The sequence below is a fragment of the Providencia sp. TYF-12 genome (genome assembly GCF_041344805.1).
GTDB classification, from domain to species: domain Bacteria; phylum Pseudomonadota; class Gammaproteobacteria; order Enterobacterales; family Enterobacteriaceae; genus Providencia; species Providencia huashanensis.
This window is the reverse complement of the sequence record NZ_CP166833.1, coordinates 2,016,832-2,031,257: the sequence shown is the minus strand read 5'-3', so window position 1 is coordinate 2,031,257 and position 14,426 is coordinate 2,016,832. Positions and strand designations below refer to the sequence as shown.

The window sequence follows — 14,426 nt, the reverse complement described above, 5'->3', positions numbered from 1 at the left end:
GGGCACCTCTATATATGATATGCAGCATCAGGAACATCAGTAATAAACATATAACCGGGTGCATGACTCAAAGCAAAAGGAACACCGGACTTCATTACTGCCGCTTGTGGCGTCACTCCGCATGCCCAAAATACCGGAATTTCCCCTTTTTCAATTCTGACGGCATCACCGAAATCAGGGCGCATAATATCCTGAATACCAAGCTGCTCAGGTGCACCAACATGAACAGGCGTTCCATGAACCGCGGGAAAGCGCCCAGTAATACTCACGGCATCCGCGATGCGGTCAGCGGGGATTGGGCGCATTGAAACAACTAATTCCCCCTGCAAACGCCCCGCGGGGCGACATAATCGATTCGTTTTAAACATGGGGACATTCGATTGATCAGTGATATGCCGTATATCAATACCCGCCTCAATCATTGGCGTTTCAAATGTAAAGCTACAACCAATAAGAAAGGTGACTAAATCTGGATGTTGTTGATAAATCTCTGTCGCATCTGTAATTTCAGCAGCTAACTGCCCATTTTCCCAAATACGGTAACGTGGAATATCTGTCCGTAAATCAGCTCCGTCTGCAAGGCTTGTTTGCCAACTCCCTGCTTCGCATACATCTAGCACTGGGCAACTCTTAGGGTTACGCTGTGCGTATAATAAAAAATCGAACGCCCAGTCACGGGGCAAGGCTATCATATTGGCTTGTGTCATTCCGCGGGCAAGCCCTGCTGTTGGTTTATCATAACCACTACGAATAGCTTCTCTGGCGGCGCGTGCCGCATCAATCGCTTGTTGCGATGCCTTCATAAGTTGCGTCATTAGCTATCCCTTCTATGCACAAAACCCTGAATTTCAATGCCTTGATTTTCTAATACATTACGTACTTCCTGTGCCATTTCTAACGCACCGGGGCTATCCCCATGTACACAAATCGACCCAGCTTCAATCGGAGTAAATTGGCCATCAATTGACATCACCCCGCCTTCGTTAACCAGTTGCAACATGCGTTGTGCAACTAATTGCGGGTCATGTAAAACTGCGCCTTCTAATCGACGTGAAACTAACGTGCCATCACTGTTATAAGCCCTATCCGCAAAGGCTTCAGCCACCACATTCAACCCACTTTCTCTTGCCCATACAATCAATGGCGAGCCCGCTAATGCGACTAATATCAATTGATTATCAATAGCTAACATTGCATTAATCACAGCCATCGCTTGGCGCTTATCATGAGCAATCGTGTTATACAGTGCCCCATGGGGCTTAACATAACGTACTTGAGTCCCAACGGCGGTTGCTAGCCCTTGCAGAGCGCCAATCTGGTAAATAACATCCGCCATTAATTCATCAGTAGCAATATCCATATTACGACGACCAAAACCAACTAAGTCGGGATAACCAACATGAGCACCGACCACAACCCCATTATCTTGAGCCGCTTGCAGTGTTTTTAATATGCCTTCTGGTGACCCCGCATGGAACCCACAAGCAACATTAGCACTGCTAACCACGGGAAGGATCGCTGCATCATTCCCCATACTCCATTGACCAAAACTTTCCCCGAGGTCACTGTTTAAATCGATTTGTTTTTTCATCATCGCCCCTTGGGTTACTTCAGATAATTAAAGATTGTACTAACAGACATAACACCCATATACCAAGTTAAGGCACAGGTAATAACCCCAGACCATAATAACCAACGTGGATAGTGGTATCCCGACATCAAATCAGTTCTTTTCCAACCAATATAAACAAACAAGGTCAATCCAATAGGCAAGATTAACCCATTGAAACCACCTGCAAATACTAATAATGCGGCAGGCGCTGTTCCCATAAATAAATAAACAATTAATGAAATAGCAATAAATAGGATGGTCGCGACATTACGCTGCCTTTCGGTAATTGATGATTTAAATGCCGTTAAAAAACTCATTGATGTATAAGCTGCACCAATCACGCTGGTCAGTGCCGCAGCCCATAAAATTAAGCCAAAAATACGTAAACCAAAGTTACCTGCTGCTGCCTGAAATGCTTGAGATGCAGGGTTAGCCGCATGCCCTGAAATATCAATCGTTACACCACTTGCAACCACACCTAAGATCGCAAGGAATAAAATGTAGCGCATCAAACCAACAACTAAGATGCCTTTGGTTGCTGCACTCGACACAATATTTATATTTTCAATCCCTACTGCACCTTTATCTAATAAGCGGTGCGCGCCTGCATAGCAGATATATCCCCCAACGGTTCCCCCGACAATGGTGGTTATCATGGCAAAATCAACCGTATCCGGTAATACACTTTGACGTAGAGCCTCGCCAACAGGTGGGTTTGATGCAATAGCCACAAATAACGTTAGGCCAATCATCACTACACCTAACCCAATAATGAGCCTGTCAATAAATGTGCTTGCTTTACGGGATGAGAAAATATAAATCGCCAGCAATGCACTGATTAACCCTCCCCATTTTGGGTCGAGACCAACAAGTGCATTTAGCCCTAAACCTGCACCAGCAATATTACCAATATTGAAAATAAGCCCACCAAAAATAACCAATATGGCAAGTAAATAGCCACTTCCTGGGATTGTGGCATTAGCAATTTCTGATGAATGCATTTTCGTTAATGTCACGACTCGCCATATATTTTGCTGAACAACAAAATCAATCACGATAGACGCTAAAATACCGAACGCAAATGCCGCACCTAATGTGACAGTAAAGGTTGCTGTTTGTGTAATAAATCCAGGACCTATGGCAGAAGTTGCCATCAAAAAAATTGCACTTATTAATGAAGAACGGCGGCTTTTCACATACTCTGCGGTCGTTGATGCGCTTTCTTGAGCGGCCATATGCATACTCCTCTAATAGTTATTGTTTTAATTATTGATGTGATTGTTGATGTCATGATCATTGAGGCAATTATCGTGCCATTGTTCTACTTGTTATAGATATTGTTAATCTATCTTTAATGGATTGTTGAACAATTAATATGAGATGCTGAATAAACAATCAATAAAAATCGTTATTGATGATTTAAAAACCAAGACGTGATCACTTTTTTAACAAATTATTGAAGTCGGTCTACTTTCTTACAAAATAATCAGCACCAAAATGATGCAAAATTATTTAATTTCACTATATCAGTGCAAAAAATGAGTCTAGTGTGCTCATTGTGCAAGGAAACTTGCCGCTCTAACTCGAATATGTGAATATAGCGACTCATTTAATCGCTAAATTAAAACTATTCTTTTTATGAAAAAACAACCTGTTGCACAAACCTTATCCGTGACTATTGCAGAAACTATTCGCTATAAAATTACGGTGGGAGAAATCACTCCAGGTCAGCGCTTATCTGAAGCAACATTAAGTGAAGTGTTAGATATTTCACGCAACACCTTGCGGGAAGTGTTTAGGGTTCTCACTCAAGAAGGCTTACTTACCTACGCACCAAATAGGGGCGTATTTGTTTCTGTGCCTGATATGGCTGCTATTATTGACATCTATCAAGTACGCCGCTTAATCGAGTGTGATGCACTCACTCATGCATATGCTTTACACCCCGCGGTTCAAAAAATGAAAGAGGCAGTCAGCTGTGCACGTGAGCATGAAAAAATAGAAGATTGGGTTGGTGTAGGAACCGCAAATATGCAGTTTCATACCGCGATTGTCGAGTTATCAGATAGCGAACGCCTAATTAAGCTGTATCGTAATGTTTCAGCAGAATTACGCTTAGCATTTGGTCACCTTAATGACCCCAAAATTCTCTATGCCCCTTATATTGATAAAAACCAATCTATTCTTGAATTATTAGACTCTGGTCGTAATGTAGAAGCAGCCAGTGCCCTACGTAGCTACCTTGATTTATCAGAGCGCACATTACTTGCAGCATATAAGCGCAGCCAATCCTCAACAAATTAATGCAGAATATTTTTTACGGGATAATACAACATAGATTCGATTAATTTTTCGGCAGTTAGATAATCGCCAAAAACTAATTGTTAATTAATAATATCCTCAAATTTATTTTTTATATTATATTTTCTATTCCCTGCAACAAATCAAACACTTTAAGTCATTACCTTCCCATAATTAAGTCTTATGACAAATTAATTAACATTAATAACATAATTAATTAAAAAAATAATAACCAATAGTTACTTAAACACAACACACGTCTCTAACATCTCCCCTTCCTTAAGAGATACATTTAGTCATATATTTTTACATAATTACTTGTTTATACATAACATAATAACAAAATATACATAATGAAATAAATCACCCAATGTAATCACTCTATTTTTTCGAGTTAATAGTTGTAGTTTTATCGAATATTGGTTATAAAATTTATGATAATAAAAAAGCATATACATAAATATTATTTATACAATGAGATTCCACTATGACATTAAACCAAGTAACTAAAAAGAAACCATTTAAATTTGGCCTAGGGTGGCAAATATTGGTAGCTCTCATTTTAGGCGTTATTGCTGGGGCGCTTTTACATGATAATACTGAATACAAAGATTGGCTTATTCTGAATATTCTATCTCCAGCTGGTAAGATTTTTATTCAATTAATTAAAATGATCGTTGTTCCTATTGTTATTTCTACTCTAATAGTAGGGATAGCCGGGGTTGGAAATACAAAGCAGCTAGGGTCCCTTGGGTTTAAAACTATCGTTTACTTTGAGGTTATTACTACCATTGCTATTATTGTCGGGATCTCTTTCGCCAATATATTCCAACCCGGTGTTGGTATTGATATGTCACAATTAACACAAGTCGATATATCCCAGTATGAAAAAACAACCCAAGAAGTTGCAAGCCACCCTTCAGGGATTATTAATACTATTCTGACTTTAGTTCCTAGTAATATTTTTTCAGCAATGGCAAGTGGTGATATGCTTCCAGTCATTTTCTTTGCTGTTTTATTTGGCTTAGGGCTTTCTTCTTTGCCTTTAGAGAAAAAACAACCATTACTTGATGTGCTACAGACTTTTTCTGAAACCATGTTTCGTGTAACTAACATGATCATGATGTATGCCCCTATCGGTGTATTTGCCTTAATTTCAGTTACTGTCGCTAATTTCGGCTTTTCATCATTAGTCCCACTATTAAAATTAGTCATACTTGTCCACTGCGCAATTATATTTTTTGCGGTGGTTGTATTGGGCTTAGTCGCTCGTTACTGTCGAATAAATATTTTCACCTTAATGAAAATATTAAAAGACGAATTATTGCTTGCTTATTCAACAGCAAGCTCTGAAACAGTACTCCCTCGTATTATGGATAAAATGGAAAAATACGGGGCACCAAAATCGATTACCAGTTTTGTCATTCCAATTGGTTATTCATTCAATTTAGATGGTTCAACATTATATCAAAGTATTGCTGCGATATTTATTGCCCAACTCTATGGTATTGAGCTTTCTATCGGACAAGAATTAATACTTGTATTCACATTAATGATCACTTCTAAAGGGATTGCAGGGGTTCCTGGTGTATCATTTGTTGTTCTTCTCGCCACCTTAGGCAGTGTGGGTATCCCATTAGAAGGCCTTGCATTCATCGCTGGTGTCGACCGTATTCTTGATATGGCCCGGACAGCCCTTAATGTGGTAGGTAATGCCCTTGCTGCACTAGTAGTTGCAAAATGGGAACACAAATATGATAAGAAAAAAGCACTTGAATATGAACAATCCTTTTAGCCATTTAAATATATAAAAAGGATAATGCTCTTTATATTAATTTATAGAGAGCATTTTTATTATTTTTATATCACCATTAATCAACTAATATAAATCCCTTATAAAACTCACTTAATTTAGTTATTTATACTTACCTCTTACTTAATAAAATTTAATTTACATCACACTTTTTCAAAAAATTATTTTATATTCGTTTTTTGTTCATTTCTTTACTACGCTAAATAAGTCATTTTTAATTAGTACAAGCAGGAAAGAATGAACCAATTAAGAAGATTCCTTTTATTTTTAAAATTACTCCAGCATCTTATGGTACTTTTTATATTTTCATTATCATTTTTATTACTACACAACTGGTTCTAATAAGAAAGCCTCGTATTATGCGAGACTTTCTTACAATAAAACCATTAGTCATATATTTGGTGGGTTTGCTTTAATAGCATCAAAAAATACTCACCACTTACTAATCATAATATTTAAACAGGTTATCTCACTGTTTGATTTAAATTTACTGAATAGCAAATTTATAAATACAGTGAAGCCTCCCCTTCAGGTCTAGTTTTAAAACGCCTATGAGCCCAAAGATACTGCTCAGGAGCCTTTCTTATTTCTGCTTCTAACACTGAGTTAATCGTTGTAGCATCCAGCAAAGCATCTGTTGTCGGATATCCAAGTATTTCCTTTCCCAGTATTAAGTCATATTTAACGCCGCTTTTATTTCTTAATAACGTAACAGTAAGAGTTGGCGAATGTGACAGTTGAGCAAGGGTTGATGTCCCTTTTGATGTGGAACTATGTTTAACCGAGAAAAATGGGGCAAAGATAGTTCCTTTTCTACCAAAATCTTGGTCTGGAGCAAACCATATTGCTTTACCGCTTTTTAATTCTTGAACCATGAATCTGAGATTTTTCCGGTCAATCATTCCTTTGCCGGAGCGACAGCGGCCTCGAGTCTGGATGTATTCCATTGCTTTATTGTTATGTGGCCTGTACATCGCATTAACAGGAAAACAGAGCCCCATGATCCTACCACCTAGCTCTAGCGACATAAAATGCACACCAACAATAATCACACCTTTATTTTTGGCCACTGCATCCAAATAATTTGACATTCCCTTAACTTGGAACAGTTTTTTAACTTTTGTATCACTCCAGAACCATGCTATTCCAGTTTCGAATAGAGCAATACCTAATGATTTTAAATTTTCGGTGACTAGATCATCAATTTCTTTTTTACTTTTATTTGGAAAACATAATTCTAAATTTCGCTTTATAATTGAGACTCTTCGCTTAATAAAATACCTTGAGTTTTTCCCCAAGAAGGCCCCTAACCAAACTTGCCATGTATAAGGTAACTGTACCAATAAATATAAAAGAGATACCCCTAACCATGTTACTGCATATTTTGGATGGAACAACTTCAGTGAAAACGGGTTTGTGGCGTACATTATATCTCCCAATACTTCGCCTTTGCAGAATGCACGCTATTTTAGACTGCATTTCGTCTGTTAAATTCAACATGAATGCCATAACGAATGAATGCCACAACAATATAAGCTGACTTAAACAGTGAGTATTATATCAATAATCCGTATAAACACTACCCTCAGCTATGAATAAGCAACCAAATATTTTCTCACGTTATACTTTTACCAGATAAACACTAATAGTTTTTACCTACTCATATTAAAGCATGGCAGTGATTAGAGGAAATATGAGGCACCAACGGCTAACGTTGGAAAAATGAGAGTGGGAAGCGATACCTATTTAGTACTAAATCATCTAACTGAGTATGCAATGAAGGTCGACAAGCTAATGTTCTGTGATGGCTCAAATATGTCCCATCGACTATTTGAAGCAGTAGAATGACCTGAATGACAAGCAAGAAAAAACCCGTTATCTCTATGAGATAACGGGTTCTTATTTGGTGCCGGCTACCGGAGTCGAACTGGTGACCTACTGATTACAAGTCAGTTGCTCTACCAACTGAGCTAAGCCGGCGAATATGGCGGAGAGATAGAGATTCGAACTCTAGGATGGTTTCCCATCGGCGGTTTTCAAGACCGCTGCCTTCGACCGCTCGGCCATCTCTCCATGGGGCGCGATTATGGAGGAATCCCGACGCCTTGTCTACCCCTGAAAGTAAAAAAATTGATTTTTTTACTTCGTTTGGCTAATCTTCACTCAATTACTCTCTATTTGCGAAAAATAATGGTAATATCTGTGCAAAATCGGTGTCTATCATTTCTCTAGGTGTATGATTTTTAACCTAATAATTTTTAGCCTATGGGAACGCACGCTACAGTATGTACAAACAATCATCATTAAAACCAAGCACTCTTTCACGTATTTTTGCTGCGTTTATTCTGTTGTTAATTGTGATGCTGTTTTTATCACTATTTAACTACTATCAAGCATGGGTGCAAAACCGCCAGACCTCATTAAGTAGTATGGCCACTAGGTTAGCGTATCAAATCGAAGACTACCGCTACCAAGCTAGCCACATTTATAAGCTTGCCAATGATAAAACAACTCCCACTGCTATAGATAAACTTTCCGTGACAGAAATGCGCCATGATATTTTTTGGTTAAGTAGTGCAAACCAAACTATTGATGCGATTGTATTTGGGAATAATAAAAAAGCGAATAATGTATTAGCCACTAAGCTAGCTGATTATATGGAGATTGTCTGGGGTGCACGCAATGAATATAACTCAATGTATTATCTTAATGGGCTAGATAATACTTTAGTTTTAGTAACTACTCATTCAATACTTAAGCCTGAACTACGTTTTAAGGAAAGCTATCTGACTCTAACTGCTGAAGAAAAGCGTGCGGATATGTTGACTCAATCGACACTGTTAGATAGACGAGAAATTATATCTAATATACAAAAGTATTCTCCAGATAACCTCTTCTATTATACTTATCGCTTGATGTTCAACTCTCCAGGGCAGCTAACCAGTGTTATTTCATTTGATATTTCCATTAATTCGCTGATCCCAGCAAGCCTTAATGGGGATTTTTTCACCATTAATACACGCCCATCAAGTACTGGCAGTAATGAGTCTCATACCTCTTGGGTTGGAACAAACCTAATATTTTCGCAACCTATTGAAGGGACTAGCTATCAGCTTTATTATCATACTTCATTAAAAAACATTATTTTTAATATGGTGAGCTTTAACCTTTGGTTAATGACAGGCATGCTCATCATGATTTTCCTTGCTTTGTTGATCATGGCTTTTATTCGTAAACGGCTTATTTCTCCCAATACCAACATGCTACAAGAACTCCATTTTAACGAAGCGCTAAACAATGCCCTGATTAACCATATTGCCTATGGTATTTTAGTCTACGACTTTAATGCCAACAAAAAAATCCTTAGCAATAACATTGCAAATCAATTACTACCTTCAATGGATTTGGTTCATATAAAAGAGATGGCAATCGAAAATCATGATGTTATTCAGGTTTCGATTGAAAATATTGTTTATGAGATCGTACTTGTTGAAAGTGCAACCAAAGCAAATACTGTCATGTTTATTATTGTAGATAAAGACAAGGAAGCTCTCACTCAAAAACGCCAAGAACTAGCCAACCGTGAATATAAAAAGAATATCCAAATGCGCAAGGTTGTATTTGAAAATATGTGTAGTGAAATACTTCCTGCCCTTATCCAAATTGACGACCAATTAACTAAATTAGCTGAAATTTCAGGTGAAAACAACCAAAAATTTGTTTTAGAAATAGAAAGTCAGCTATTTTATATTAACCGTTGGTTTGAAAATATAGGGTTGCTAAATCAGCTAGAATCAGAAACAACTCCACTAAAAAGTGAAAAAATTTCGATTGCAAATGTCGTTAATCAGTTTTTGAAACAAAACCTATCGCGTCTTAATAATAAAGGGTTAGCCCTTTATTTTCATAACAATATCAATCCTGATTCATTAATTGAAACCAATTTGGCTTATTTACAGCATCTAATACAACTCATTTGGGATTATTCTATTGCAACAACCTCTTTTGGGAAGATATCTTTCACGCTATCTTATGATTCAGAAAAAAGAGTCGTTTTACTTAACATTAGAGATAGTGGTTCAGGGCTTAGTAACCAAGAACTTAATAACTTGCAAAGTCCTTTTCTTGGGAAAATACTAAATTCATCTCACTTCACTCGTTCTGGTATGACATTTTATTTATGTAAGTTATTGGTAAAGAGGATGAATGGGACATTTTCGATTCGTACTAGCGATGCGATAGGCACACATTATGAGATTACACTTCCAGCGACCAATGAACTCCTTGTTAAGGATTATCCTGCTTTATTAGAGGATGTCTACGTGCGGTTAAATATTCATAATGCAGATATTTCGCGTATTATCAGAAATACCTTAGCCAATTATGGCGCAGAATTTCTTGATTTAAATGAAAGTTCTCCGCATACGGATTGGGATCTGTTGATCACTGATAATAATGAAGAATGTTTTGAACACATTATCAAAATTAATGGTAATCTTTCTGGAATGCACGAGTTGCAACCTCACTACATAGAGGTTAATTATAACTTTGCTGATGAGCTTATTAGTGCAATTTCATTACTTATCGAAAATTCGGATAGCGAAGATGAATGTTCACGCTTACCAGAACCTAACGAGGTTGAATCTCAAACTTCATTATCTAACCCTGATGGAGAAATGGAAAATGCAATTAAAAGTTATCAATTAGTTTTAGCTAACAGTGGATATCGAGATTTGTTCATAACAACAGTACCGATAGATATTAATAAACTGTATAATAGTGAAAGTGTTGAGGATTTGACCGAATTGAAAAACACTGCACATCGTTTAAAAGGAGTTTTTGCTATGCTCGAATTCACAGTTCTTCATAAAATTTGTGAAGATTTAGAGCGTTATATAGCAGATGAAAACGGATTGGAAATAAGAAAATGCATTAGCATGCTGGATAATTCAGTCAAAAAACTAATGCCAGAAGGTAACCAATAAGATGAATAACCTAAATGTCATTGTTGCCGATGATCACCCTATTGTTCTTTTCGGTATCAGAAAATCACTTGAACAAATCGAATGGGTGAATATCGTAGGTGAATTTGAGGACTCAACCTCTTTAATTAATAACTTAGCACGCTTAAACGCTGATGTTCTAGTTACTGATTTATCTATGCCAGGTGATAAATACGGCGATGGTATTACGTTAATCAAATACATTAAACGCCATTATCCTGACCTTTCAATTATTGTTCTCACCATGAACAATAATCCAGCCATTCTAAGTGCAATTCTAGAACTGGATATCGAAGGTATAGTGTTAAAACAAGGCGCACCAGCAGATTTACCTAAAGCATTAGCGGCCTTACAGAAAGGTAAAAAGTTTACCCCTGAAAGTGTGAGTAAATTGTTAGAAAAAGTCAATGCGAGTGGTTACGGTGATAAACGCTTATCGCCAAAAGAAAGTGAAGTTCTGCGTTTATTTGCTGAAGGTTTCTTAGTCACTGAAATTGCTAAGAAGCTTAATCGTAGTATCAAAACAATTAGTAGCCAGAAAAAATCAGCAATGCTGAAATTAGGCGTTGAAAATGATATTGCCTTACTGAACTATCTTTCTTCTGTCAGTATTGATAACTCGCCTTCAGAGTAATATTTAAGTTCTTTTACTACACGATAAAAACCCGGTTACGGGTTTTTATTTTTTACTCCATTCATTTTTCAGCAAAAACGGGTCAATGTCTCGCGCAAAATAGCAATAGTGGTTGGTTTTGATAAACAATCATTCATACCCGCATCGATACAGCGTTGTTTTTCCTCAGCCATCGCATTCGCTGTTAGTGCAACAATAGGTAAATTACATTCTAAGCGGCGTAACTCTCTTGCCAACTGATAACCATCCATATTTGGCATGTTAACGTCCGTTAAAATAATATCAGCATGATGGCTATCTAAGTATTTCAGTGCATCTAATCCATCCACTGCAGTACCCGTTGTAAAGCCGATGCTGGCTAATTGTTCACTCAAAAGCATCCGATTGATTGGATGGTCATCAACAATAAGTACATGGTATTCACCCAAAGAAAAATCTGCCATTAGTTGCTCATTCGAGCTAACATTTTTCTGTGAATTCTCAACGGTTTTCATAATAACTTTATCAATTAATACGGGTAACTTATCTAATTGATATGTGTTATAAACCCATTCATTTGATTTTGCTTCATAAAGATCACCTGCGTAGAAGCTCGACAACTGAATATGATGAGTGCTTCTCACTTCCCCTTTATGCTCACAATCGGTTATCAACAGGTCATAATCGATTGTTTTGTCGATAGAGTTATTAGTTACTACTATAAATTTTTCATGTGCTAATAGCCGTGATAGGAAATTCATTAAGAATTCGTTTTGGCACGAAATAGCAATACGATAGCCTGTACGATAATCGGGAACCGTTTTTTTAATGTACTCTTGCCCATAAAGTGGGATACGTATTGTGAATGAACTTCCAAGACCTATTTGGGAACTAACTTCTATATCACCATCCATTAGGTTGATTAGTTTTTCACATATAGCTAAACCTAAACCTGTTCCTTTGTGTCCGGTATTGTTTTGGTCATGTACTTGAAAGAATGGGTCAAATAATTGCATCACCACTGCTTGAGTCATGCCTATCCCTGAATCTCGGATTTCGACCTTCAAATAATTCTCATCTTTCCAAACATACAACAGTACAAAACCGGATTCCGTAAACTTAATACTGTTATTAACAATATTAGAAACCACTTGCTGTAGCCGTACTGAATCATTGAGAATTAAATCAGGAATGTCAGGCTCAATATAAGAATACAACGATATTTTTTTCTTGGTCACTAATGGCAAATAGTTAGCTAATACAAATGCAAATACTTCCCGACAATTAAAAAGTTTATTTTCTATTTTCAATTGTTTAGATTCAATTTTAGAAAAATCCAAAATATCACTGATGATTTGCAACAGTAATGAAGAAGAATTATCCATTGTGGACACTAAACGCGTTGCTTTTTCGGATAACTCATAACGTTGCAATAATTCAATGTTACCGATGATCCCATATAGCGGTGTTCTTAATTCATGGCTTACCGTTGCTAAGAACATCGATTTTGCATGGTTTGCTTGCTCTGCAGCATCAGCAATATCTTGCAATGATTTCTCCATTTGCACACGGATACTGATATCAATTAAAACACAAATCGCGACATCTTCATTTTGATAACGAGAATTCACAAAGCTGATCTGTAAATGTGTACCATTTGTTGTCACAACATCAATATAATTACTCGCTTTCTGGCGAATAATTGTCAAAATCCGCTGCTTATCATCATCACTTAATAAGCGAAAATAATCATGAGCCAGCTCATTACTTAGAATATTGCCACCATCCGTTAACCGTAAGATAATGATCCCCACAGGCGCGGAGGCCACAATTTTATGATTAAATTGTTCATGTTCTTCGAGGCGAATAGCGGTATTCGCAGCTGGCTCCAACATTTTTCTTTCTAACAACCAGATTAGAAAGAAAATAAGCCCACCTGTAAAAATATTAAGTATTACCCCGTAGAAGATAGTATCTTCTAAGCTCGCGAGTATTTGAGATGTTGCTATTGAGAAAATAACCGTTACTTGAGAAGGGGCTAAACGCTTCTTAAAAATTAATTTTGAATAATCAGAATTAAAGCCAAAAAAAGAAGGCTCTGCGATATTCAACAGTGCTGAACTTTTAGGATTCATATCTACCGGTGAATATAAAACAGGTTGGTTATAATTATTCACCATCAATATTTCAACTGCTTTATTTTTACTTATATTAAATTGATTCAAATTGATTGAGCGTTCTAGACCAATAAAAGCAAGCAACATCTCTTTATGATTAACAGGTTGAATTAGATAGACTTGGCCGTTATCGGGTTGGGCGCCATGCACAATAGTGAACAAATTACGCTCTTTGCCTCTCAGCCTTAGTCCCTGATAGGTGCGTACACTCTCATAACTCACTTTTTTCAATATCTCAATATCGGATATTGTAGAACGGATCGGATAATCCACCATACAATAACTTCTTGAACCGACTAAAAATACATGATTTAAGGCTTGTGGAGCCGCAATACTATCCTTCCAGAAATAATTTAATTGTTCGAAAGCATGTAAATAATTTTCAGCTCTATTCCTAAAATAATCACAATCTGTATCGGCGGTTAATTTATAAAAAGAATAGTTTGATGCACTAGGCAAATCCATAAAACTTGTAGATGTAGCCTTTCCATTCCCAGATTCTTGTAATTTAGTTTTATATTGTTCAGTCATTGACTGAATAGAATTTAAGGTCGCACCGGTTTGTTGAATATAAGCCTGAAGATTCTCATGCCCTGAATAAAATTGCTGACGTATGTCAGATTTATACTCATTGAATTGTGAATAAAGAAAAAATAAAGTAATAAAAACGCCCATCCCCCACAACATCAAGCCGAGGATACGAAATAAATCTCGAGAGAGTCTAAGTGATGTTTTAAACGAGGGTAAATATCTCAAGCGCCTTCCTGTATATTCGATACCATGACCGTTAATTATACTCGATCACATGATAAAAAAGCGATAAACATGAAAAGTAATAAAAACCATGAGAGATATCAATTAGAAAAGTAAAACGGACAGCGTGATCGGCTGCCCGTTGAGTAGATTA

The 14,426-nt window shown here is 36.9% G+C and carries 9 protein-coding genes and 2 tRNA genes; 4 read left to right on the top strand and 7 right to left on the bottom strand.

Annotation, left to right across the window (positions count from 1 at the left end):
- Positions 1 to 8: 8 nt before the first annotated feature.
- From ABE954_RS09015 to ABE954_RS09005, 3 genes are read right to left on the bottom strand one after another with little or no spacing between them, the layout of a single operon-like run.
- Positions 9 to 815, bottom strand: coding sequence for a putative hydro-lyase (locus ABE954_RS09015; protein WP_371025856.1), 807 nt, complete (start codon positions 813 to 815; stop codon positions 9 to 11).
- On the bottom strand, positions 815 to 1,591 hold the full coding sequence (locus tag ABE954_RS09010) for a LamB/YcsF family protein (protein WP_129466091.1): 777 nt from the start codon (positions 1,589 to 1,591) through the stop codon (positions 815 to 817). The genes ABE954_RS09015 and ABE954_RS09010 overlap by 1 nt, the downstream gene beginning before the upstream one ends.
- 14 nt (positions 1,592 to 1,605) lie before the next feature.
- Positions 1,606 to 2,847 carry an NRAMP family divalent metal transporter gene (locus tag ABE954_RS09005; protein ID WP_042844404.1) on the bottom strand — a complete coding sequence of 414 codons (1,242 nt, stop codon included), beginning with the start codon at positions 2,845 to 2,847 and terminating at the stop codon, positions 1,606 to 1,608.
- 403 nt (positions 2,848 to 3,250) lie between these two features.
- Here ABE954_RS09005 and ABE954_RS09000 point away from each other — a divergent pair, with 403 nt between their 5' ends.
- Positions 3,251 to 3,916 carry a GntR family transcriptional regulator gene (locus ABE954_RS09000; protein WP_166686850.1) on the top strand — a complete coding sequence of 222 codons (666 nt, stop codon included), beginning with the start codon at positions 3,251 to 3,253 and terminating at the stop codon, positions 3,914 to 3,916.
- Between the two features lie 484 nt (positions 3,917 to 4,400).
- The gene (gltP, locus tag ABE954_RS08995) at positions 4,401 to 5,708 is read left to right on the top strand and encodes a glutamate/aspartate:proton symporter GltP (protein ID WP_048607486.1); all 1,308 of its coding nucleotides are present in this window, start codon (positions 4,401 to 4,403) and stop codon (positions 5,706 to 5,708) included.
- A gap of 521 nt (positions 5,709 to 6,229) precedes the next feature.
- On the opposite strand, the gene lpxL is transcribed toward gltP, so the two are convergent.
- The 3 genes from lpxL to ABE954_RS08980 form a co-directional block, all read right to left on the bottom strand.
- Positions 6,230 to 7,153 carry an LpxL/LpxP family Kdo(2)-lipid IV(A) lauroyl/palmitoleoyl acyltransferase gene (gene lpxL / locus ABE954_RS08990; protein ID WP_048607488.1) on the bottom strand — a complete coding sequence of 308 codons (924 nt, stop codon included), beginning with the start codon at positions 7,151 to 7,153 and terminating at the stop codon, positions 6,230 to 6,232.
- 477 nt (positions 7,154 to 7,630) lie between these two features.
- A tRNA-Thr gene (locus tag ABE954_RS08985) sits at positions 7,631 to 7,706 on the bottom strand.
- A gap of 5 nt (positions 7,707 to 7,711) precedes the next feature.
- Positions 7,712 to 7,799: transfer RNA gene (locus ABE954_RS08980), tRNA-Ser, on the bottom strand.
- Between the two features lie 212 nt (positions 7,800 to 8,011).
- Here ABE954_RS08980 and rcsD point away from each other — a divergent pair.
- Both rcsD and rcsB read left to right on the top strand, forming a co-directional pair.
- Positions 8,012 to 10,711 (top strand): phosphotransferase RcsD, encoded by a 2,700-nt coding sequence (gene rcsD / locus ABE954_RS08975; protein WP_371025855.1) that lies wholly within the window; start codon positions 8,012 to 8,014, stop codon positions 10,709 to 10,711.
- 1 nt (position 10,712) lies between these two features.
- On the top strand, positions 10,713 to 11,363 hold the full coding sequence (rcsB, locus tag ABE954_RS08970; RefSeq protein WP_004259923.1) for a response regulator transcription factor RcsB: 651 nt from the start codon (positions 10,713 to 10,715) through the stop codon (positions 11,361 to 11,363).
- A gap of 68 nt (positions 11,364 to 11,431) precedes the next feature.
- Here rcsB and rcsC read toward each other — a convergent pair whose 3' ends face one another.
- Entirely contained in the window at positions 11,432 to 14,218 is a 2,787-nt protein-coding gene (gene rcsC / locus ABE954_RS08965) for a two-component system sensor histidine kinase RcsC (protein WP_230233540.1), read from the bottom strand.
- Positions 14,219 to 14,426 lie beyond the last annotated feature (208 nt).